Here is a 22,469-nt window from a genome sequence, read left to right as displayed (position 1 = left end):
TTCTTAAATCTCCAATTTCTTTCGTTTGTATAATAACACAGATAGTAAAAGAATAACACTGTTATGCAAGAAAATTTGTCCCATTTGAAGCCATAATTTAGTAAAGGGGACTCCTCGAAAAGCAACGAGGGTAAAAGTTTCACGAATTATTTCCGCCGGAATCAATTTTACTAAAGGATCTACTCTGATAAATATTAGAAATACAAATTGAAAAATAAACGAAAATAAAGATAATTGAGCAGCTTGCAATTTTGATGTGGATAAACAGCTGAATAATATGCCATAAGATACTCCGAATATCGGCACAGCTGCAACAATTACAAATGTACTTAAGAATGAATAAAATTCAATCTGAAAAATAACATTAAGTAAAATTAAGGAAGCAAATGCAAGTATTACTCCCATGATAGCGTACGCTGTAAACTTCGAAAATACAATTTCAATTTTTCGAGCAGGAGTAAGGAGGATGCGTTTAAGGGGTTCATCTCCTACAATGCTTTGACTTGCAACTAAATTGGCACAAACAAATAAAAGTAGAGGAATAATGATTGGAAGGATTATTTTTATGAAAGTAAACTCTTCATCTGGTCGAAATGTAGGTTCATATACAATTTCGCTATTAAAAACTTGAAATTCCGATTGATAAACGATATGTCCATTCCTAAAATATGTCGGGACCAAAGCCCCTGTTTCAGAATCATAGTCAATCGTGAGATTTATATTAGCACTTCTATTATTTAACAAGTGCGATGTGAAATTCATTGGAATTATCACAAAGGCATCCAAACTGTCAGTTAAAATCATGCTCGTACAGTTTTCATATGAAACTAACTCTGGCTCATGCCAATTATCTTTAACATCCATTGAAAAATAGGTAGAATTGCGAAAACTGTTAATATAAGCCAATGAATATTCCGTCTGATCTAAATCCAAAATGAAAACACGAGGTGTTCCTGCTACATTTGTTACAGTAAATGCCCCCCCACCTACCAATCCTAAAATTATCAATGGTAGTCCAAATAATATTGATAAAGATAGTTTATCATGAATAAACCAATCGATTTCTTTATGGATTTGAGCTGAAGTACGAGCAAATGAATTTCTGACACTTCGTAATTGGAATTCAAATCCCATCTTAATTTTCTCCATTTAGTTTAGGTTGTTTTATTTTTGCATCATGCTTCATCTTTGTAGAAATTGCGGGATATTTGTATTTTGACATTATTCGAAAATAATCCAGAAAAGTAGAGTCCATTTTGTTGTATTTCTTAATTTTGAATCCCTTTTGAATTAAAATTTGGACAATTTCTACAAAATCTGTATTTGAATTAACAAATAATTTGAATTTGTTTCTTCCAATATGTAAGAAATAGATTAGTTTCTTAATTGAACTTAATATTTCTTCTTGTTCAATAGAGAGCTCTTCGAATGTGATTTCATATCCGAATCCTTTGTTCGGTAAAGATTCTACACAATTACGTGGTTTACGTGAGTCTACTAAGACCCCTTCAGAGAAGACTATAACCTGATCGCAATAATCGACGCATTCCAAATCGTGGGACACGATCATAATGGTGGTTCCATATTTCTTGTTGATCTTATGTAAAAAATTCAAAACTTCAATCCGCAAGTGGGGATCTAATCCGGTGGTAGGTTCATCTAAAAATAAGATTTCGGGATTACTAATCAACCCTATCATTATAGATACTCTTTTTCGTTCCCCACCTGAGAGAAGTTTGATCTTTTTTTTGAGAAATTCTTTTTGGGATAACCCCAAAATCTCCATAATTTCTTGGCATCGTTGTTTGATAATTTCGTCCTTGATACCATAATTTCTTCCAAAGAATAAGGCATTTTGAATTGCATTAAAATCATAGTAGAGGGAGACATATTCAAGTTGTGGAACATATCCGATCATTCCTTGGACATCTTCGCGGTTCTTAACCGAAATTCCTGATGTGTATGCCTTGCCGTTTTGCGGAATAATTTGAGCCGTCATACAGCGAATACCAGTTGATTTTCCAGCTCCTGAATTTCCAATAACTGCGACCATATTTCCCTTTTTAATCTGCAGATTGATATCATAAAGAATAGTCTTCTTTCCATAGCCTACATATATATGTTCAAAATTTATTGCTAGGTTTGTCTCCACGTTTATTATGTCTGACAACAAGTTCCCTCCTTTTATATGGATATGTAGAACTACATATAATTTTTAAATGACAATAGGTAGATTTAAATTTTGTGGATATATTTTCCGAAATTTCTTAGCTAAACACTAACTATAATTTTACGCTCTAAGAAAGTGTGAAATATTATTATCACCACAATGATAAACATCCCTAAATAACTATTGTATGATTCAAAAGAAACAAAAGTAAAGAAAAAGTAAAGAAAAAATGGATTAATGTGATCCTAATTTTCGTTTACAGCAATTCGGTGTTTTTTTCGATAAATCTCCAGGCCTAATAGGAATGAAAAGCCCACCAAAGCAATAATTGATCCAACCAAGAATGAAGTTTGATAGGCAAACACTTCTGCGTTTCCTGAGTTAATCATTTTGTCAATAATTGGCGCAGTTACTAATGTACTTGGAATCCCCCAAGAAAGGAAGAAAGCAGCATTATACACGCTAAACATTTTCGCTCGATGTTCTTCTGGAATTAATTGAGCGGCATACGCATAAGAACTGGCGCCTATAATTACTTCTGAGGCGCCCAAGAAGAAACTACCGATGAAGACAAAGACAAGACTATTTGTAAACGCAGTTAGAAGTAAAGCACCGATGCCAATGATTATTCCGATCAAAAATGTATTCCCATGTCCTAATTTATTACTTAAGAAACCTATGGTAATTCCTACAATGATTACCGCAACAGATCGAATGTTTACTACATAGCTTAATAATTGACTTGAAAGGGCAAATCCATCTTTCAAAACCAAAAATTGAGAATAAATAACCTCAGTGCTATTCCTTCCGAAGTTAGATACATATAGGGCGATAATAAACAAAATAAAAAAACCTAAAAATGGGATTTTTGGTTTATTAGATGGAGTGTTTTTTTTTGATTTTATTAATTCTCGTTCAAATTTTTGAGTTACAGGAAGATTACCAATCCCCCCTTCTGGAACAAGCAACATAGGGATTGTTGATAATCCCATGATAATTACTGTAATAATAAATAAACTTCCTTCTCTAAATCCCCATCCAGGATATTTACTTCCAAATCCATCATATAAAAGCCCTCCTAGTAATGCACCAACTATTCTTCCGGCTCCACCTAGACTTGTTAATTGGCCCATGATTTTGGATCTATCTTTAGAAGGATAAAGATCAGATATCAATGCACTCCAACTGATATTTGACATTGACCAAAATATTTCTGTGACAGATAACCCAATAATGATTACAAATCCTGCGATTAGAAAATCAGAGATCTGAGCATGTATTAAATAGGTTGCTAAAATTAGAATTGCTGCAATAATTTCACCCACGATAATTAAGGTTCTGCGCTTTTGTAGTTTGTCAGATAATCTTCCCCAGATAAAAACCTGTAAAAAACCACTACAGAGCATAGGAATTGTTGCAAATAGTGTAGTGATTGTGACGCTTAACTGCAAATAACTGCGCATATAAATAGATAAATATGTATAGAAAAGACCACGACGAAACATGGCTAAAATTTGGAATGAAGAGAGCCCTAAAAAGATCCTCCATTTTTTCGCTTTGTTATTGGCGACAGGAGATCCTTCTGGATTTTTCCATTTACTTTCGTAATCTGTACTTAAAGTCATACTTTTTCACCAACCAATATTAACTCTGTTGTTCTAGTTTGGTAATGCAAAAGAAGTTATTAATGATGCATTAGATGAATATTCCTAAAAGGAATAGTGTAATTTGTAGTACTCTCATTAATGTAGATTTAAAAAAAAACAGTTTTAGGGAGTGAAAACTCTATATCTACTTACATTATTTTTCTAAGTAGGAAGGAATATGAATGCGAAAAACTGTCCCTTCTTCAGTATTGGAATCATAGCTAAGATTACCCCTTAAAATTTGTTCTACAAAAAGTTTTGAGCTATACAATCCAATTCCTCTTCCTTTCCCTTTTGTAGAGACTCCATATTCGAATAAATTATTTTTAATCGATTGGGAAATTAAAGTTGGGGATTGAACCCAAAATATTACATCATTATCTTGGTTGAAACATCTTATTTGAATAATATCCTTCATCTTACACTCTTCATAGGCATTTTTAAGCAAATTTAATATCGTTCGACGTAGTAGAACTTTGTCAGTTGATAATTCAATGTTACTTGAAGACTTGTCCCGCTTAAGAATAACTTTTTTTCTTGCAAATGAAAATTTAACTAAGTTTTCACACTCCAGAAGAAATGGTAAGGAGAAAAATGTCTCATATCCTCGAGAATATTGATTAACTAAAACATTACTTAAATCTTTTTGAATCTGTATTTCTTCAATCAATCGATTACTAATGTTATTTATTACATTGAAATTTTCTTCTTGCTCCGCTGTAAGACCATTAGTAGAAAAAATTTCGATATTCCCTTGAAGCATTGTAAGAAGATTATTCAAATCGTGATAAAATGCTTTTTCTAACTGTTCTTTGTGTTTTAAGGAAGATAAATCTTCAATATAAAATAAGTAAAAATCCAAATTCTTCATATTATGGGGATAGACTATTACTTTGAAATAGTTTGTAATTATTTTTCCATCTGCATTGTGTGATAAACGACATTCATGCTCGGCTATTAGTTTTGTTTCTTGAGCTCTCTTTAGTGCTTGAGCCGCTCCACAATATTGACAGTTTAAACTAGTTCCACATCCTCCTGGATTTTCCCAAGCATGTACACATTTAAAGATTTCTCCTGGTCTATCCCCTAATATTTCTTGATAATCTTTTAGACTAAGAAAATCGAGCAAGCTTGGATTACTAAATATTAATTGCCGTTCTGAATTCAAAACCATTAGTAGGTGAGGTAAGTTGTTGAATATTTCTTCTAGCATTGGTATATTTATAACTTTTTTATTAATTTCTAATATTTCTTCAATAGATTTTCGTTCTGCTTTTAGAAATTGAGTTTTCAGTTTGACAAATTCCTCCTTTTAAGTATTATAGAAATTTTCTTTTTTAATCTTAATAATGTTGTATATCTTTTTTGGAAATGACTTTTTTGGAAATGACTTTATTGTCATAACTATATGAGGATTTTGAAAACCTTCAGATACCATTTGTAATAGAAATACTGGTTTAATCCCAAATACCTCAAAAATAGTGTAATATTTCTGGTAGAATTTCCCCCGCTTTTCCTTTGAGAAAAATGTCCGTAATTTTTCTTGTAAAATTTGATTCTTCTATGTTAATTTCGATAATAGTCGCATTGTTCGTTTTTTTTGCCAAATAAGGTAATTGACAAGCAGGCATAACTTCTCCCAATGTTCCTATAACAAGAATCAAATCTGCTTTCACTATAGCTTCAATCGAAGATATTTTTGCTTGTTCTGGAATTGCTTCACTGAAGAAAACAAAATTGGGTTTTAATAATCCATGACAATCAGGACAACTGGCAGGCAATTTCTTTAGCAAAATGGGATCATATTTGAAATTATGATAACAGTCCATGCAGGTTAAAGTTTTCAATGTTCCATGAAATTCATGTACACGTTTACTACCTGCTTTTTGATGCAAATTATCGATATTTTGGGTAATAATTTCTTTGATTATTCCATTTGTTTCCAATTCTGCTAATCCATAATGAGCAGGATTCGGTTTTGCGGTTTCCCAATAATCATAAAATATCTCTTTGATAGTTGGCCATGATTCTTCGGGAAAATCTCTAAAATGATATAGATCTAATATGGTTGGAGAATACTTCGACCAGAGTCCAGTTGGACCTCGAAAAGGAGGGATGCCACTTTCAACAGAAATACCTGCACCCGTAAATGCTATTGCATAATTTGCCCTTTTTAATGCTTTTGCCGCTCTTTTTATAAGATTATCTAAGTTATTTGGCATGAATGCAATTCCCTACATACATAAACACGATTTCCTATAAATTACTTATGAATGGTCATTCCCAAAGAAAATTGGGAAAAATTCATCTTTTTAGTACATTATCTAAGAAAAAAAGTAATTTCTTGAAAATCCTTAAAGAATTTAGGTTAATTTATCCAACGATATATTATGGCTACTCAACCAATGGACAATCCTTCTCGTCCAGAAAATGAATTGTTTTCACCTCGAATGAAACCAAATACGCCCGGAAAAGTAAATTATGGGCGGACCTTTTTGATCGGGTTAGCATTTCTCTCGTCTCAGACCGCTTGGGCTTACTACAATTTTATGATGCCAATAGTCTTACGGGAGTTTTTACAAGATGCTCAGTTTTATTGGTTGGGGACAGATACTTTTGTAGGCTTAATAATGATCTTGGATAATGTTGTTGCAATCCTAATGTTGCCCTATTTTGGGGTACTTTCTGATCATACAAAATCGAAACACGGGAGAAGGATGCCTTATATTATGATCGGTTGTACTTTTGGCGCAATTGCATTCTCAATTATTCCTCAAGTTAAAGTACTTGGATTGTTATTCGCCGTTATTACATTTTTTAATTTATCTATGGCTTTTTATCGTAGTTGCTCGATTTCTTTAATGCCTGATCTTACAGATCCGAAAGTCCGAAGCACCGGCAATGCTATAATTCAAATTATGGGGGGTTTGTCCTTTATTTTGGGGATGCTGGGACCAATTATTATGGAACTTTTCTATGACACATCTATTCCAGAAGGGAGAACTGCGGCTCGTACTGGTGGTTTTTATTATATTTCTATTATTATGTTAATCGCTTTGGTTATTCTTTATACAACTATAAAAGAAACTCCAACGGGCACAAAATTTTTACAAGTTTCAAATAATAATATGTCTGTTGATCCTACAACTTTGGAATTCCTTGGGGAAATTGAAGATAAAAAAGTAACTCAACATAAAAAAATGGATTATTTGAAGTTATTATTTAAGAGTAAAGATAAAAGTATTATTTTCCTTTTAATGGCTATCTTCGCCAGTGCTTTTGGATTTAATGCTATTGAAACATATTATAGCAGTTATGCAACAGTTTTTCTTGGATGGAGTGACGCCATGGCAAGTACCGCTTTAATCATGGCTCCGGTTTCCTTATTTGTATTTGCTGTACCTGCTGGAAAAATCTCAGATAGATTGGGGAGAAAACGATCATTCATGATTGGTTTAGTTGGACTCTCCGTATGTGTTGAAATATTGCACTATACCCAAAGTTTTGAAGAATCAGCTTTCATTGTGTCTATGATAGTCATTTTTTGTTTAGGGTTATTTTATGCTCTGATTTCTGTGAACGCCATTGTTATGGTTTGGCAAATGGCTCCTGATGGTCAAATTGGAACCTATTCCGGAGCGTATTATTTGTTTACCCAAACCGCTGCCATTTTAAGTCCTGTTGTTATGGGTCTTGAATTTGATTTATACATCGCTCTTTATCCTGAAAATATTGCAATATTTGGTGAAGGATACCAATATCGAATGCTTTTCTTTTTCGTCTTAATTTGGCAAATTTTTGCCATTATTTTAATGTTTGGGGTTAAAAAAGAAAGTGAAAGTAAAAAATTGGACAAAGAAAAAATTCAAGAAATGCAAGAAAAATATGCAGATTAATGACAACGTTGGAACTAGTGTAACGTTTTTTTTATAAATTCTCTTTTTCTAATACCTTTTCAAGCAATTCATGTATTATCGAAACCTTAATCCTTTTATTTAACGATATGTTAAAAAATACATGGCACAAATCGATTTTCAACAAATTATCACTGATCTTGGAGGCATTGGAATGGTACTTATAATGCTCTTGATCGTAGTTGTGGTAATGACCTTAGCATTAAAAATTGGAATTAATGCAGTAAAAGGTGAGCAAACTGGATTAGGTGAAGTTTTTATAACCGGTATTTTAATGATTACATTATTTATTCTAATTACATTTGCCACGGGATTTTTCCAACCAAGTTTGAGCTTTTTAGGTTCAATAATTTCTTTGATTATTGGTCTATTTATCTTAAAATCACGTCACAATACTACCTTCTTGGGTGCTTTTGGGGCACTTATTATATTTATAGTAGTGTTAGCAATTATTTCGTTTTTATTCAGCTATTTTATTTCTGGAGCACTCTTAACCTTCTGGAATATTTTCTATCCTGGGCCTTAGGTCCAAAATTTTTTAAAATCTATCTTAAAATTATTTTTGAATTCATTGAATTTAAAAACTCGTAGTTTCTTCCGATAGTTGTTCATATACTTCGTTTAAATCTTCCAAAAGTTCATTAAATGTGATATATCTATCTCGTGGTTGATATTGGGTGCAACGTTTAACAATATTTGCGATTAATTTGGGACAATCTTCAACTTCTTCACGAGGATTGAGTATATAATCAGTTGTTAAAATATCATTTTTACGATATTTTCCCCCCGAAAAAGCAAAGTACATGATGCTTCCAAAATTGTAGATATCAGTTTGTGGAACAGGAGGTTTTCCTTCCATAACCTCGGGAGATGAAAAACCAGGAGTATAAATTTGAGTACCAATGCCTTCCATCTCTTCGATATAGGGTGGATTATCGTATAATGTGGCGGGATCGAAATTTCGACCAGCACCCCAATCAATAATCACAGGATAGACTAGCCCATTATCTTTATTGGTGCTCATAATAAAATTGGTGGTGGAAAAATCACGATGGATTAATCCATGATTGGAACAAAACTGTAAGTGCTCACATAACGGAATAAAGACAAAATTCAATAGAAATGTTATCTGTTCTATTCCTGATGGTGCATTTTTTATCCATTTTTCATACCAAATTCCAAATTCAGGCCCTTCTATAAAATTTGTTACCAGAATAAATTTAAAATGATCAAAATTTCGTTTATCGGCCATGCTGTCGAGTAATTTCATAGTCAAGGGAGAGAAAAAAGAACCAATATCGATAAACGCACATTCCCGTCTCCAATAATTCTCTGCCTGAATGTGATCATCAAAATCGATATTTCGTAATACTTTAATAATTACTTTTTTCGAATCTTTTACTCGAATACCCGTGTAAACATCGGAAAATCCTCCTGCAATTAAAAATTTATCCACTAAATATTGATCTTTTAATTTGAGAAAACTCCCTTCTTTAAGTAAATCCGATGTCATTTATCAGAAAACCAATTTTAATATTTCAATTAACTAATTCCTCAGTTGAAAGACTTCTTTTATTTATCTTTGTAGAAATATTCTAAGGTTTTATGAGAAAGGATGTAAAAAAGAAGGTTATAGATAGAAAAAAATCATATAATCTATTCTAACTAGTAAATTATTTAGAATTCAATTTGAAAAGAATACTACCACTCGAAATATAAAATACTTCTTTCTTTTTCAAGACAATTGTATGGTAATATTCGGCTAAACCGAGAAATCCACGAATCACACTTTCATCTTCTTCAAAGGTAAAAATGACCGTGGATCCATATCTGGCATCTGTAATATCTGCACGATTATAAACACGTTCGTCCACTAAGGGGATTTTCAATTCTTGAACTATTTCATATACTCTTTTAATAAAAAGCTCTTTTTTTGCCATAAATTATCACTGTTTAATATTCTGAGTATTTTGGATAAAAATCTTATGCTTGCTTGATTTTTTTTATCTTACCAAAATAGCATTCTCGTATTAATAATAATATTCTCTGTGCTTAAAAGATTTTTTTCTCATTAGGAATATTTAATGAAACTGAAATTTGAAGGAGAAGTTAGTAAAAAGATTATGAAAGGATGAAAAACAAGACTTATAAGAGAAGAGAAAAGATATCGATAAAAATAAAAAAATATATTAGACCAAGATGTCAAATTCAAGTTATGTCAAAATCAAGTTATGTGGAACGCGCCTTGGGAAAATTTTTCGTCGACCAAATTTTTGGTGGATTTAGAACGCTTTTGACCAAACGCTTATTGCCCTTTAGTATGATTTTGTTTCTCACTTTAGGTATCAATATCGGTGCTGTTATACTATATTCATTTGAAGTTAACTGGATGAGCCTTTCTCTAGTTACAACACTATATCATTTGGGGTTATTTATTGCTATTGTATTCGTGGTTTTTGGGATTATTGCTGCAATCTGGAAGCAATATCTATTCCAAGTAATCGTCGTGTTTGTTGGAATCATTGTTGCTTTTATTTTAATCTTTGTAATAGGTATTCCAGAAGTATGGGTGGGCTTTGATGCAATAGAAGTGGTCTTTTTACTAATTTGGGTGTTTATTTCGTCCATCTCCATGTTTTTCATCATCTTTTATTTTTTCACTGGAATCGAAGGAAAATTACTCACTGCAGGAAAATCAGATGACCACTTATTTATGGGTGGAATTTTACGATTAGTTTCCATCGGCTCTATTGGATTATGTATAGCCCTTATTTTACTAAACATGTCTTTAAATGCAATAATAATTGGAGCCATTGGAATTGGAGTTAATATTTTATATTTAGTTTTTGGTTTTACAGCAAAAAAAAATGCATCTACAAGCAACTTCATCGCTATTCTCGGGTTATTTAATATATACATAACCTATCAACTTTCTGCCGCAATCACCCCTTCACAAGGAATTGAAAATGCTTTTACTGAACTATTTCTCTTGATTTTTACTGCTTTCTATTATATTCAAAGTAAGACGAATACTGTGGCAAGTATTGATGATTCTCGTTTAGAAAAAGTTGATTCCGGTCGAAAAGTCTTTTTCCAGAAAAAATTATTATTTTCGGCTCGCATCGAAAAAATGTTGGGTGAATTATCATTGATTATAATTGCTATAGGATTTGCTTTAGGTTATTCATTGATTTTATTAAATGTAACTGTAGATGCTTCTTTACCCTTTGGAACTTTCTTTGAAGTGGATCTTGGGCTTCCTGTGGTCAGTCATCGATTGTTTGCTTTAGCCTCGCTAGTTATTTTATTGATCATGATGATCTTTTACGTAACTTCAGAGAATTTTAGAGAATTGGCCACAAATCACTATTCATTTACTCAAGGAGTTAAAATCGTAGGAGATAAAATCAAAGTAATAGGAAAGAAAATCAAGAATCCCTTCTCAAGAAAAAAAAAAAAAGATGAAACAGAATAATATATTTAATTGATCGTACCAATTTTGGGCCAATGTTCCTTTTTTTTATCTCTTCCCTTTCTATCCAATATAAGTTATTTTACGTCATTCCACTATATTTTCTAACTTAAATAATGTATTTTGACTTATCGTTTAAAAAGTGAGATTAAATAATCTTTTTAGACTGTAAAACAAGGTTCAACAAGAAACTACCTTATTAAGAATCCACACATTTTTTAATAAGTTTTTTTATTATTTATATGCAATAAATGTTAAAACACAAGATCAACCTGAGTGATAATAAAGCCTATTATGATCCAGCAAAAAATGATCACATTGAAAAGGCCATTAAAAAAAGAGTTGACAAAATAATTTCTTCATATTGTTCTGAACATTGCAGAATACGATCTATTTCATTTCATTATTCACTTTACTATCCAATTATTGTTGATGTTGTGATTTCTTCCAATCATATCACTGACAATCTTCCCTATCAACTGAAAAGAAAAATAGGTCTGCCGAACTTTCCAAATATTAACATTGAGCTGCAAATTTCTTTCTTAAATATGTGAATGGCTCAAAATCATCTGCATATCTTTTAGATTTCAATGTTTTAATTATGGAATCTTATTTTGGGCAAAATCAAGTTTAAAAAAAAATAGCATCACATAGATACACATCAAAAGTACATATATTTATATACAATACACACTATATATAGATCAGAGAATAATTATTTAACATAAAAAATATGTTAACATTCAATCGAAGTGAAAAACTATGATCAAAACCAATTCTACTCATAATAAAATATGGAATACTGTTGATTTTCATTCCACTTACTACTAACAATTTTTTTAAAAACCCACAAGAAGGAACCATTATGCACAAAAAAAATCAGTCTACCATTTGGAAATCTATATATTCACATCAATATTTCTAATAATGTATATCCTACGACCTCACGATTGAAAATTGAAACAGATTCAAAAATAAATCTTATTTAATCACACACAAACACCTACAACATTACGCTGCATATCAATCAACCATTTTTTTCTTTTTTTTCCTTTTTTCAAGTAATTTTTTCACATTTCCATATTATCTACATGATATCATCTTTGTTATTTTCAGATTCATACCATTGTTTTTGAGTGTAGGGGAAATTCAGACTATGGAAAAGTATCAAACTAAATCAAATAACTTGCTCGATTATACTCAGACTATTAAAAAAGCACCTCAAAAAAGTGATGAAGTTTATTTTATGAATACAATGTTCCAAGAACCCGAGTGTAAGGGCAATTCAACGGAAGATACATCACATTCTCTTTTAAAAAATAAAAATACCCCTCAACAAAAAATTCAGAGATCTTCTCCAATAGTAAAACCCACTATTCCATCCAAACGGAATAAAGCATTAGAAAATATGCTCCGAAGAATTCAAATGAGGGAAATTACTAGTAAGCAACAATCCTCAAATTTGGGATGTAATCAAAGTACCATGGGATCCGATTTTCATAATCGCACAAATTTGTACAGTCAAGCACATAGAGAAATTTCCCAAGATTCAAAAAATTATCAAAATTCAACTCCAAGTGAGTATCCTTCGTTCCCTGATTCTCAGCAAAATACAAGGAAAAATGTTTCTGAAATCAACCAAAGGAGAAACTTAGGATCAAATTCTAACTTGAATCTGTCTCAAAATGCTTCTTTTCGTTCTCAAGATAATTTTTCCAATCAAAATGAACATACTCATCAGTCTGTTAACTCTTTAATTAAGCGTAGGACAATTCAAAACATTTCTCGAAATTCTATGCAAAATGCAAATTCGTTAAATTTTAAGAACTTTTCTTCTGAAAGACGTCTTCAACCCCCACCTCCAATTATGCCTCCCAAGATTAATCAAATGAATTATTCTGGCGAAAAATTTGCTTCCGCTTCGAATTTTCAAGGCCATAATCAAATTAACCCAAAACATATTGCACATAAGAATCCGAAATCCTTTGACATAACTGCAAAGTTAAACTCTACTTTAAATTCTAACCGAAGATTTGAATATCAGCAGAATGATTCCAATATACATAATATACAAGCGAAATCTCACAAGAGATCATCTGAAGACGCCCACAACTCAATTTCAAGTCAAAATTTGCAACAAACTAGACCTTTACAAAGCTTAGTTTTTCCTAAATCATCCAGTTCATCTAATTTCAAAAAACAAACAAATAGAAATGAGTCAAAAAAGTTACAAAATTCCTATAATTTTACTGAAAAGCATTCTAGTATTAGGCAAGCACCACGAATAGATGATGAATATAAAACAACAACAGCACCTTCACGTTTTAGTGCATCTTTCCGAAATAGCCAACAAAAAACGTTCCAAAATAATGATTCAAATCATTTAGCTGAAGATCACAACGATTCAAATGGACGAATTAGATTTAATCAAAATGTTTTGAATTATCCTGCCAATTCGAATGTCATTTCAAATGTTAATTCAAATGTTAATTCAAATGTCAATTCAAATGTCAATTCAAATTATTCAAAATACCCCTCACAAAGCCAAATTGATGATCCATCTAACCAATCTACAAGTCAATTTACATTAAATAGACCTCTGTATCAATCACCTATCTCTAATGATGAAATATCATCACCTGATCCTTCATCTTATGTGCAACGAAAATTCACTCAGGAAATGAATTCGATCCAATCTGATGATGTGTATAAAACAAATAGAAACCAGTTGAATTCTGCCTTATTTCATCAAAATCCAAGTAATTCACCTTTTGATAATAGTATTGCACAATCAACTCTTGTTCCAGAAAATTCACTTCAAAATATGGATCCACAAGAACGTAAAACAATGATCATTGAAAAACTACAATTCTTTGAACAAAGTGAAGTTCTAAAACACCAAATATTGAAAATTTTACATAGTTCTACTGAAGGAATTGCTGATTGCCAAATGTTGAGAAAGATTAAGAAGTCAGGTAGATATTTAGGCTCTGTTGCTTTAGGAATGATTCTGTATAATATGATCGAAAGTTTTGGGGAAGACATGGTTCAAAAGCAATACTCCCATGGCAGCTATGTCTATTCGCTTTCCGAAGAATTTCGTGATTTATATCAAATTGCTCTAATTAATTCAGAAGATGAATAAAACCAATTTATTGATATTTAAATTGTTTGTTTTTAATTTCACCTATTATTGCCGTTATTTTACAATTCTTTTTCTCTTTTCAATTCTAACACATAGGAAGATTGTAGATAATCCAATTAAACAAATCCATAAGACATCATATCCTGGGAAATACCCATCTCCATCAAAAAGTTCCTCGATAACTTCTTCCAACACTTCTTCCGCTACTTCCTCTACTATCTCTTCAACAAACCCTGTTTTATCCCAAAAAATTTCTACTATATACGATGAATTTTTACCATAGCCATCAAATGCCCTCAAAACATAAGTGTATTCATTTTCTGTTATGTTACACGTTCTTATTGCTATTTGGTCTCCAGAATTCCAAGATATATTCTGATGGTTCGGGATCGGATTAGAATCACAGAAAATTGAATAAAAAGAATTATTTGTATGATTATCTTTAATAGTCCAGTTCAAACTGATTGGGGCGCCGTTGTATTCTTCATCCAGAAAAATAAAGACTCCTCTGTTCCCAGTAATCGTAGGTGCTTCATTGGGTGTGATTGTTAAAATAATGGTATCGTTAGCCTCTGCACCCCATCCGTCATTTACTTGAAGTGTCAAGTTGTATATACCAGGAGAAATATCTGCAGCAGAAAAATGTATTTGCGCTGATTCAAACCAAGAAAGATTAGTATGGTTGTCCATTAAACCAAAATTTAATAAAATGGAATAATTGGCAGAATAGGAACAATTCGGATCGGACACAGACCATTGAAATGTTTTCTCTGGATCAAACTCAAAAAAAGTTTGATTTCCAGGTGAGATTATATGGGGGATACTTTCATTTACAAGTTGTAAATGTAATGCAGATTTTGGAATGTGCTCAATATCGTTACTATATATTTTAGATTCCAATATAATAATGTTTACCTTCAGAAATGAAAAGATTATAATTCCTATTAAAATTGTAAAATATTTTGAATATTGATTTGTATGTTTAGTTACATAAATGTAATTTTTTTTTAACATATTGATAATGTCTTATAGCAAGTATTTAAGCATTTCCAAATTCTTTCTGGATTAATCTCATTCAAGACATCGTTCTTTTTTCTCTTTTAGTTAGAAAACAATAAAAAAATAACTCCATTTGAATATTCATTTGATAATGAAGTAAAAAGAATTAATTGATTCCTACAATTTTAATTTTAAAATTTAAGGCTTTTCCAGCTAGGGGATGGTTCAAATCTAATTTTACTTCTTCTTCATTAACATCAACTATTTTAGCTGGGATTGGGTGAGTGTGATCTCCATGTTGTTGTTGTAATTCAACAATCATTCCTACTTGAGGATTCATTTCAGGGGGAAATTGGGTTCGTGGGATCGCTTGTACTCCTTCTGCATGATATTCCCCGTATGCATCTTTTGGTTCAAGGTGAATTTGAAATTCTTCATTGATTTCTTTACCTAGCATAGCCATTTCAAATCCAGGAACTACCTGATGTTGGCCGACTCCAAATTCAAGCGGCTCGCCACCATGCATCTTTGTAGAATCAAAAATTTCCCCATCATCAAACGAACCTTCATATTCGACTTTTATCTTATCTCCATCTTTTACTGGCATTTTTCTATATCACATTTCTTCTTACAATTAGTAAATATCTGAAGATTAGGAGTATATTAAAAGAATATGAAGCATTTCGTGAGGATGTTTTTTCTCTGACTATAATTCAAAAAAAAAGTAGGTCAATGATTTTCCTTTGGAAAACCATGATTTGATATTTATGCTTGTTGTTCTTCGACCTCTGCTATGGCTCGTTTTTCAATATGTTTTCGTTTTCCTAGATGGATTTTTTGTTTCTTTGCATCTTCACGTTCACGTTTGTCTTGTTTCCTTTGTTCAAGAATTTGGCTATATCGATTACTATCACCTTCAAATACTTTGTCTCTTTCTTCTACTTCAATATCGGCTAATACTTGAATGTCCTTATCTAGATTTTTAGAAATTTCTGCTTTTACTTTCTTTCGGTTTGTCATGATTTTTTTTCACCTTAAAACAAGCATTTATTTGTTACATTTTTTTTTTTGTAGATATTGTTGGAAAATATTGAAAAAACAGTCATTCAACATACTTAACGCAATTCGATCTTTAAAATATATGCCAACAATTATTTGAAATACCAAAAAAGTTTTTTACTTAAATGCTTTTGAAACAAGAAGAATTTTTGAGAAAATATTTTTAAAAAAAAGGGGGTGCTTTAATAAGCTGGAGAACCGCATTTTGGACATCGACGATCATTTGGTTTTAATCGAGTGGAACATACTCTGCAAATCCTAATCGTTCCATTTCCAGACCTATTTTTTCTTCTTCGTTCAGCAAGACTCTTTCGGGCACTAATTGCTTTTTCCGCTTTACTCGCCTTGGGTATTGCGGCTTCAGTTTCTTTGGGTTTAGTTTCTGTTGATTCAATTTCTGTTGGTTTAGATCCACTTCGTCGTTTAGGTACTGGGCGTGGGCCAAACAAACCGGGACGCATTTCGACTTTACTATCACTGCTATCTTCTGAAGGTTTTTGTTCTTCCGATGCTACTGATTCGCTAACACTGGTATCCTCTGGCTCTACAATGGGTTCTTCGATTATTTCTTCTGGTTCTGCTTCAGGAGTCCACTTTTCTTCATCAGATTCTTCCTCAATCGTTGGTAATTCTTCTTGATCTGGCATAGTTTCCCCATTTATCTCATATACAAGAGATTCTTCTAACTTCAATATGGCTCCACAGGTTATACATCGAAAGATGTGTTTTAATCCCATATTAAATTTCCAAGAATAAAGGGCTGCGCAGCATTCATGGTAAAATGTCCCACATTGACTACATTTATAAATATCATCTTTTTCATTACAGTAATCGCATGTTTTTTTGGAACACAGGCTACATTTTTCTTTCCCTATTTGACCTTGCACGAGAGCTTTTGCTAAATTTTCATAATAGGTTTTCTTATCTTGATCAATTTCTTGGCCTCCTTCGACTCTTAAATCTGGGAGTGTTTTGTTTTTTGCCAAACCTACAAAAGTTAATTTAAATTCTTTGGAATCCGAAGCGTAAAACAACCCACCTGAAGTTAGTGTGGATACTATTCTCAGTTTTACATCATCTGGGTACATTTCAGATTTTCCAACTCTGATTATATCAATAAAGGTTGGAAATGTCCTTACCGTCTCGACCAAAGCCATTAAAGCTTCAGCATATTCGGATCCTTTTTTGCTCGGCAAATCGCTTATACAAATGACTCGAAAACTTCCCGAAGAAATGGCCGCTTTGGAAGCTAAAAATGAGAGACAATAGAAGAGGCCATTTTCAAAGTTTGATTCCGATTGTTCACGGGTTTTCCAATCATTGTTGATTATTTTTGTTAAATCTTTAATATTAGAGACTTCTTCCGATAAAAAAGGCTCATTTCCTTCTTTAAAATAGAAAGCGCTAAACGATGTATCCGGATTTTTTTTTAATTTCTCTTCTAAAAACGATTGAATCGACTTCACCATATCTTTTTTTCCTAAGATTTTGGTGGCTAAATCTAGGTAAAACACTATTGATTCTTGGTTTGTTGCTGTCATACTTCTGCCTTCGTTTTATTCATATAATTTTTTGTTGTTGTTGAATAAATTTTGATTTATATTGCGGACTATATTGTTAGTTTTTTTTTAGTTCTTTAATACTTTTCTTCCTTAAGGATTTTTGAAAGGAATCACATTTTTTTTTGGGAAATTTTGAATGGTATTTGAATTTGGTTTTTCACAATCCTAAGGTTGCTAACCAGATGGTAATGAAGTACATTTATTTGGCTCGAAGATAATTATTATATAATTGAGAATTAATTAAGTGATTTATCATGAGTAAAGAAGAAGAATTATACGTGCAAACACGAGATAAAGGTGATAGGGTGTATAAGATTATCGTCATTGGAGATCCTTCCATTGGAAAAACCAGTCTCATTCGCAAATTCGTAAAACATCAATTTGAGAAAGATTATATTCCTACTGTTGGAGTAAGTATTAGCAAACAACCAATCACCATTAATGTTGGGGGAAAAGATGTAAAAATTGATTTAATGTTGTGGGATCTTGCGGGACAACCTCAATTCTTTCTGTTACACAAAGTATACTTCAATGGAGCAAATGGTGTACTGTTAGGTTTTGATTTGACTCGTACACATACTTATAGCAATCTCAAAAGTTGGCATGCAGAGTTAATTAAAGATGGATTAATAGATCTACCTATGGTTTTGGTAGGGAATAAATCCGATTTGACTGAAGATCGAAAGATTAGCTTGGCTCATGTAGACCATTTAAAAGAACAACTTACAATTCCTGATTATGTTGAAACCAGTGCACTTACGGGTCAAAACGTTGATCTCTTGTTTGAAACAATCGGTCGCAGGATCATTGAGCGAAATCCTTAAGGGTCCATATTTTTCTTAAATTATTTTTTTGAAAGTTAATCTTATTTTGTTATACATCTGAATGCCCCAATAACCTATTCCGATTTCAACTGAGATATTACCCAAATCTTTAATTTATTCTATGTCAATCTATTATGTAAAGTTGATATTTATAATATCTTCAATATATATTATATTGATATGAAATGGAAAGAGGGTAGGATTTTTTAGATGGAAAATTTTTATAGTGTAATTATAGACATGGGCCAATTTTCAACCAAAATTGGTTTTGGGGGAGAAAATGAGCCACGTTATTCTTTTTTTACCATAACAGGATCCCCTAAGTATAAAACTATTGGATTCGACCAAAAGAAACAACTTTTCATTGGTAACGAAATCATCGATTCCTTGGGACTCTACAAAGTAAGTTCTCCTATTGGTAAAGGGGGGGAAATAGAAGACTGGGATCAATTTCTTTCCATCTTAGATTATATATTTTATTTATTACATGTTGATCCTACTTTATGTAAAGTAATGTTCACTACAAACCCTTTTATGTCTATTGAGTCCAAAAGGAAACTCTTTGAAATATTTCTTGAGAAGATAAATGTAGCGGGATATTATCCTGTTCGTGGGGCCTTGCTTACTATGTATTCTGGTGGATTTGATACTGGGCTTGTGGTTGATATGGGTTCTTCAAATATTCGAATTACTCCAATCTACAAATCATATGTTTTACAACACGCAGTTAAATTTCTTCCCTTGGGGGGAAATGTGTTGGACTCCTTTATGTCAAAAAAAGTTCATGAACTTGGGATCCCGGTTGATAGTTCTGTGCAAAAAAATTTAATTCGAGTTCTAAAAGAACGTGCTTGTTTCTGTTCTTTAGATTTTGACAATGATTTAAAGAATCATGCTAATTTTCAAAAAGATTTTGTTCTTCCCGATTCTTCTACGATTACTATTGGGAGTGAACGTTTTATTGTACCTGAATTGTTGTTTGATCCTTCCTTACATAATATTGAATGTGAGAGTCTTCCTCAAGCCATAGTGAATGTTGCTCAGTCTTGTGATGTGGATATTCGTAGAGAACTGTTACAAAATATTTTTATCACAGGAGGTTCATCTAAGTTTCCTCTCTTTGAAGTAAAATTGAAACAAGAGATTGAGACAGAATTAAATAAGATGGGAAAAGTTGCTCAAATGATTAGGGTGATTGCTCCAAAGGGGAGAACACTTTCAAATTGGGTTGGTGGATCTATTTTGTCTGTAATTCCCGAATTTCAGCAAAGTTGGATGACACGCAAGCGATATTATGATGAAGGTGTATCAGACGAAATGTTAAATTCTTGAAGTTAAAATGTTTTTTTTTGTTTCCGTTCTAACTTAATTCTGATCGTTATAATGATGCTCATTCTTCTTGAAAATAAGCGAGAATAAAGGAATAAATTGAAGATCAAGTCGGTTTAAAATAAGGTTGGATAGTTTAGTTCTAAATCTTCAAGGGTGCGAGATAGAAAATCTAAGCATATAGGGGTTTCTATTAATTTGGACAAGTGATTTAGTAATCCTATAGCAATATTTTTATCTTGGAGAGTATATTTATTTTTTTGACCGAAAAGACATTCAAATTCATCTCGAACAAATTCTATATCTTCACGGATATTGGTTTCAATTTCTTCACGGTAGTTAATGGCAATTTTCATTTTTGATTCCACTGTAAATGCTTGATTTAGTCATGGTTCCGAGCCTATATATAATTTGTGCCGAGAATATTGCTTATTTCGCTAGATTTTTTTTAGAATTTGTCCAATTTTTTTTGAGCTACTTCTATTTTTTTTTTTTTGATCCTAAAAGCATTTGGTCATATTTTCTTTTTTTCATAATTTAGGAGTTTTGAAATAAGAAATAAGCGCCATTTCATTCAGAAAACTGAGATAATCATATTAGAAACTTTCCAATTTTAGGGATGGAATAATGAAAAGATTCCGATACGTATTATTAACAAACTAACAATTAGGAGAAAACCATAAATTAAAAAAAATCCTCAAAAAATATCAAAAAATTAATCTCGCTTCTTTAACCTAACTGATTCGTAGCGTATTTTGAGCGCATTTTTTACTCCTTTTTGCCGGACCCCTGACTATCTGAAAGTTTAATATGTTAACTATCCTATCAGTCCATAGGGTTCCACAATCTTGACTATCCTAAGTTGATTGTCGGAACGACAATTGACTATCCTTCTATCAAAGGTTTCCATGGAATATTGACTATGAACGGTCATGTCAATTCGTTGGTTTGTGGTCCGTAGGAGTCAAAAAGTCGTGGGATTACATGCTATAACTCAGTTGGCAAAAAAAAGTGTACTTATTTTAAACTAGATCCAATAAAATCTATTTTTCCACTTATAGTTGATAGATCTAGATTAAATCCAACTAAGATATCCACATTTGTTGAATATAATTGGCCATCTGATTCATTAAATCCAGTAGCGGCTTGATAGTTAATTTCTCCCGTTGAAGTGGAAGAATTAACAATTGCTCTGACTACAGATGCATTTCCTAAATAATTTACATCTATATCCCCGCTAATTAGTTCAACTTGAATTGACATATTTGCTAAAGGTGAAATATGCTGCTCTAGATCTAAATAAATGTCACCAGATGTGCCTTGCATATTCCAGATCAAAGATTTTTCACAAGTTATCTCACTTTGGATTAAATTCATTTGACCTGTAGTCATTTGAAAATCAATTATTCCCCGAAAATGCGACTGTGAAATATCGCTGGAAATGGTTCCTGAAGTAACAGTTAAAGATAAGGAAGAATTGAAAATTGTTTTTTCTGCTGTAAAATCAATATTTCCATACAAAGAGTTAATATTTATTGCAGATCTAACGTAACTGTTTGGTGTGATGATAACTTGAGCATCCCCTGAAGTCAATTGCACCTCCATTCTGTTAATGACGCAATCTTCACCCGTCTCAATAATAAGATCTCCGGAATAAAGTTCAATATCCAAATAATATTCTAAATCGGTTCTTAAAGTTATATTGATGGAAGTTCTATCTGAAAAATCATTATTATCATCTTTAAACTTAACTTCAAAATTGATTTCCTCGTTAAGGGTTGAAAAATTAATATCTAAGATCTGATTCACATCTTCAACTTCTTTGAACCTGCCCAATAGATCATAGTTTGCTTGAATTTTAATACTATTATTCATGATTGTTGAATTATATTGGAATTTCACATCTGCGGATGTGATATCCATTCTCACTGGAATCATTGTTTGGGCACTAAGAATTGGATCTTGATCTTGATATGTAACTGTGTCTTGAAGGGTAGTTTTTGGACCAATAAATGAAAAACCATAAGATAATCCACTGATCACCATAATTCCTACGATTATAGCAATGCCAATTTTACCTGCAGTTTTGGTTTGATTTGGAGACCTCGCCTTCTTATTCATTTGGACACTTGAATAAGCAGGGGTAGGTTTTCGATGAGGGGGGGTTTTTTGAGTTCTTTTTTGGGTTTTGGGTTTTATATCTGAAGGATGTCGTAAATCGATCTTTGTGCCACATTCTGCACAAAAAACGGCTTCATCGACGAGTTCTTCCCCACAATTTGGACAATAGATCATTTTTTTTTCACACCTTTAGGGAATAAAAATTGGTAGTCATGACAGAAAAAGGTT

20 protein-coding genes are annotated in these 22,469 nt (G+C 32.1%); 7 read left to right on the top strand and 13 right to left on the bottom strand.

Going from position 1 to position 22,469, the window contains the following annotated elements; translation table 11 throughout:
* Positions 1-3 precede the first annotated feature (3 nt).
* The 5 genes from NEF87_RS02145 to NEF87_RS02125 form a co-directional block, all read right to left on the bottom strand.
* Positions 4-1,134: an ABC transporter permease gene (locus NEF87_RS02145; protein WP_457918426.1), complete on the bottom strand. Its 1,131-nt coding sequence runs from the start codon at positions 1,132-1,134 to the stop codon at positions 4-6.
* Between the two features lies 1 nt (position 1,135).
* Positions 1,136-2,170 carry an ABC transporter ATP-binding protein gene (locus NEF87_RS02140; RefSeq protein ID WP_457918425.1) on the bottom strand — a complete coding sequence of 345 codons (1,035 nt, stop codon included), beginning with the start codon at positions 2,168-2,170 and terminating at the stop codon, positions 1,136-1,138.
* A 245-nt stretch (positions 2,171-2,415) separates the two neighbouring features.
* Positions 2,416-3,795 (bottom strand): MFS transporter, encoded by a 1,380-nt coding sequence (locus NEF87_RS02135; protein WP_457918424.1) that lies wholly within the window; start codon positions 3,793-3,795, stop codon positions 2,416-2,418.
* A gap of 175 nt (positions 3,796-3,970) precedes the next feature.
* A complete protein-coding gene (locus NEF87_RS02130; RefSeq protein ID WP_457918423.1) occupies positions 3,971-5,029 on the bottom strand; it encodes an ATP-binding protein in 1,059 nt (352 codons plus the stop codon).
* A 259-nt stretch (positions 5,030-5,288) separates the two neighbouring features.
* Positions 5,289-6,038, bottom strand: coding sequence for an SIR2 family NAD-dependent protein deacylase (locus tag NEF87_RS02125; protein WP_457918422.1), 750 nt, complete (start codon positions 6,036-6,038; stop codon positions 5,289-5,291).
* 168 nt (positions 6,039-6,206) lie between these two features.
* Between NEF87_RS02125 and NEF87_RS02120 the strand changes: the two genes are divergently transcribed.
* Together NEF87_RS02120 and NEF87_RS02115 are read left to right on the top strand one after the other, a co-directional pair.
* A complete protein-coding gene (locus tag NEF87_RS02120; RefSeq protein ID WP_457918421.1) occupies positions 6,207-7,712 on the top strand; it encodes an MFS transporter in 1,506 nt (501 codons plus the stop codon).
* Between the two features lie 121 nt (positions 7,713-7,833).
* The gene (locus tag NEF87_RS02115; RefSeq protein WP_371804737.1) at positions 7,834-8,256 is read left to right on the top strand and encodes a hypothetical protein; all 423 of its coding nucleotides are present in this window, start codon (positions 7,834-7,836) and stop codon (positions 8,254-8,256) included.
* Positions 8,257-8,307: 51 nt separating this feature from the next.
* Here the strand turns inward: NEF87_RS02115 and NEF87_RS02110 are convergent, their stop codons facing one another.
* Both NEF87_RS02110 and NEF87_RS02105 read right to left on the bottom strand, forming a co-directional pair.
* Positions 8,308-9,243, bottom strand: a complete 936-nt coding sequence (locus NEF87_RS02110; RefSeq protein ID WP_457918420.1) for a protein kinase domain-containing protein — start codon at positions 9,241-9,243, stop codon at positions 8,308-8,310.
* Between the two features lie 160 nt (positions 9,244-9,403).
* Entirely contained in the window at positions 9,404-9,670 is a 267-nt protein-coding gene (locus NEF87_RS02105; RefSeq protein ID WP_371804735.1) for a hypothetical protein, read from the bottom strand.
* Positions 9,671-9,945: 275 nt separating this feature from the next.
* On the opposite strand from NEF87_RS02105, the gene NEF87_RS02100 reads away from it, so the two are divergent.
* The 3 genes from NEF87_RS02100 to NEF87_RS02090 all read left to right on the top strand — a co-directional run bounded on the left by NEF87_RS02100 (position 9,946) and on the right by NEF87_RS02090 (position 14,347).
* Positions 9,946-11,205 (top strand): hypothetical protein, encoded by a 1,260-nt coding sequence (locus tag NEF87_RS02100; protein ID WP_457918419.1) that lies wholly within the window; start codon positions 9,946-9,948, stop codon positions 11,203-11,205.
* Between the two features lie 248 nt (positions 11,206-11,453).
* On the top strand, positions 11,454-11,756 hold the full coding sequence (locus NEF87_RS02095) for a hypothetical protein (RefSeq protein ID WP_457918418.1): 303 nt from the start codon (positions 11,454-11,456) through the stop codon (positions 11,754-11,756).
* 602 nt (positions 11,757-12,358) lie between these two features.
* Positions 12,359-14,347: a hypothetical protein gene (locus NEF87_RS02090; protein ID WP_457918417.1), complete on the top strand. Its 1,989-nt coding sequence runs from the start codon at positions 12,359-12,361 to the stop codon at positions 14,345-14,347.
* A 54-nt stretch (positions 14,348-14,401) separates the two neighbouring features.
* On the opposite strand, the gene NEF87_RS02085 is transcribed toward NEF87_RS02090, so the two are convergent.
* The 4 genes from NEF87_RS02085 to NEF87_RS02070 all read right to left on the bottom strand — a co-directional run bounded on the left by NEF87_RS02085 (position 14,402) and on the right by NEF87_RS02070 (position 17,946).
* Entirely contained in the window at positions 14,402-15,361 is a 960-nt protein-coding gene (locus NEF87_RS02085) for a hypothetical protein (protein ID WP_457918416.1), read from the bottom strand.
* Positions 15,362-15,512: 151 nt separating this feature from the next.
* Positions 15,513-15,953, bottom strand: coding sequence for an FKBP-type peptidyl-prolyl cis-trans isomerase (locus NEF87_RS02080; protein WP_371804730.1), 441 nt, complete (start codon positions 15,951-15,953; stop codon positions 15,513-15,515).
* A gap of 158 nt (positions 15,954-16,111) precedes the next feature.
* A complete protein-coding gene (locus tag NEF87_RS02075) occupies positions 16,112-16,366 on the bottom strand; it encodes a hypothetical protein (RefSeq protein WP_371804729.1) in 255 nt (84 codons plus the stop codon).
* A 221-nt stretch (positions 16,367-16,587) separates the two neighbouring features.
* Positions 16,588-17,946, bottom strand: a complete 1,359-nt coding sequence (locus NEF87_RS02070; RefSeq protein ID WP_457918415.1) for a hypothetical protein — start codon at positions 17,944-17,946, stop codon at positions 16,588-16,590.
* Positions 17,947-18,221: 275 nt separating this feature from the next.
* Here NEF87_RS02070 and NEF87_RS02065 point away from each other — a divergent pair, with 275 nt between their 5' ends.
* Together NEF87_RS02065 and NEF87_RS02060 are read left to right on the top strand one after the other, a co-directional pair.
* A complete protein-coding gene (locus NEF87_RS02065; RefSeq protein WP_371804727.1) occupies positions 18,222-18,791 on the top strand; it encodes a Rab family GTPase in 570 nt (189 codons plus the stop codon).
* 210 nt (positions 18,792-19,001) lie between these two features.
* Positions 19,002-20,123, top strand: coding sequence for an actin family protein (locus tag NEF87_RS02060; RefSeq protein WP_457918414.1), 1,122 nt, complete (start codon positions 19,002-19,004; stop codon positions 20,121-20,123).
* A 113-nt stretch (positions 20,124-20,236) separates the two neighbouring features.
* Here the strand turns inward: NEF87_RS02060 and NEF87_RS02055 are convergent, their stop codons facing one another.
* Both NEF87_RS02055 and NEF87_RS02050 read right to left on the bottom strand, forming a co-directional pair.
* A complete protein-coding gene (locus tag NEF87_RS02055; RefSeq protein WP_457918413.1) occupies positions 20,237-20,476 on the bottom strand; it encodes a hypothetical protein in 240 nt (79 codons plus the stop codon).
* 661 nt (positions 20,477-21,137) lie between these two features.
* Positions 21,138-22,415: a zinc-ribbon domain-containing protein gene (locus NEF87_RS02050; RefSeq protein ID WP_457918412.1), complete on the bottom strand. Its 1,278-nt coding sequence runs from the start codon at positions 22,413-22,415 to the stop codon at positions 21,138-21,140.
* Between the last annotated feature and the right edge of the window lie 54 nt (positions 22,416-22,469).

This window comes from Candidatus Lokiarchaeum ossiferum (assembly GCA_025839675.1).
GTDB lineage: Archaea > Asgardarchaeota > Lokiarchaeia > Sigyniarchaeales > Promethearchaeaceae > Lokiarchaeum > Lokiarchaeum ossiferum.
This window is presented reverse-complemented; position numbering and strand designations above follow the sequence as displayed.

What these genes read in the sequence shown, in the direction of transcription:
- NEF87_RS02080 (WP_371804730.1), bottom strand. Translation starts at nt 15,953, where the DNA reads ATGCCAGTAAAAGATGGAGATAAGATAAAAGTCGAATATGAAGGTTCG.
- NEF87_RS02095 (WP_457918418.1), top strand. Translation starts at nt 11,454, where the DNA reads ATGTTAAAACACAAGATCAACCTGAGTGATAATAAAGCCTATTATGAT.
- NEF87_RS02085 (WP_457918416.1), bottom strand. Translation starts at nt 15,361, where the DNA reads ATGTTAAAAAAAAATTACATTTATGTAACTAAACATACAAATCAATAT.
- NEF87_RS02105 (WP_371804735.1), bottom strand. Translation starts at nt 9,670, where the DNA reads ATGGCAAAAAAAGAGCTTTTTATTAAAAGAGTATATGAAATAGTTCAA.
- NEF87_RS02070 (WP_457918415.1), bottom strand. Translation starts at nt 17,946, where the DNA reads ATGACAGCAACAAACCAAGAATCAATAGTGTTTTACCTAGATTTAGCC.
- NEF87_RS02145 (WP_457918426.1), bottom strand. Translation starts at nt 1,134, where the DNA reads ATGGGATTTGAATTCCAATTACGAAGTGTCAGAAATTCATTTGCTCGT.
- NEF87_RS02115 (WP_371804737.1), top strand. Translation starts at nt 7,834, where the DNA reads ATGGCACAAATCGATTTTCAACAAATTATCACTGATCTTGGAGGCATT.
- NEF87_RS02050 (WP_457918412.1), bottom strand. Translation starts at nt 22,415, where the DNA reads ATGATCTATTGTCCAAATTGTGGGGAAGAACTCGTCGATGAAGCCGTT.
- NEF87_RS02110 (WP_457918420.1), bottom strand. Translation starts at nt 9,243, where the DNA reads ATGACATCGGATTTACTTAAAGAAGGGAGTTTTCTCAAATTAAAAGAT.
- NEF87_RS02090 (WP_457918417.1), top strand. Translation starts at nt 12,359, where the DNA reads ATGGAAAAGTATCAAACTAAATCAAATAACTTGCTCGATTATACTCAG.
- NEF87_RS02120 (WP_457918421.1), top strand. Translation starts at nt 6,207, where the DNA reads ATGGCTACTCAACCAATGGACAATCCTTCTCGTCCAGAAAATGAATTG.
- NEF87_RS02055 (WP_457918413.1), bottom strand. Translation starts at nt 20,476, where the DNA reads ATGAAAATTGCCATTAACTACCGTGAAGAAATTGAAACCAATATCCGT.
- NEF87_RS02130 (WP_457918423.1), bottom strand. Translation starts at nt 5,029, where the DNA reads ATGCTAGAAGAAATATTCAACAACTTACCTCACCTACTAATGGTTTTG.
- NEF87_RS02075 (WP_371804729.1), bottom strand. Translation starts at nt 16,366, where the DNA reads ATGACAAACCGAAAGAAAGTAAAAGCAGAAATTTCTAAAAATCTAGAT.
- NEF87_RS02060 (WP_457918414.1), top strand. Translation starts at nt 19,002, where the DNA reads ATGGAAAATTTTTATAGTGTAATTATAGACATGGGCCAATTTTCAACC.
- NEF87_RS02125 (WP_457918422.1), bottom strand. Translation starts at nt 6,038, where the DNA reads ATGCCAAATAACTTAGATAATCTTATAAAAAGAGCGGCAAAAGCATTA.
- NEF87_RS02065 (WP_371804727.1), top strand. Translation starts at nt 18,222, where the DNA reads ATGAGTAAAGAAGAAGAATTATACGTGCAAACACGAGATAAAGGTGAT.
- NEF87_RS02100 (WP_457918419.1), top strand. Translation starts at nt 9,946, where the DNA reads ATGTCAAAATCAAGTTATGTGGAACGCGCCTTGGGAAAATTTTTCGTC.
- NEF87_RS02135 (WP_457918424.1), bottom strand. Translation starts at nt 3,795, where the DNA reads ATGACTTTAAGTACAGATTACGAAAGTAAATGGAAAAATCCAGAAGGA.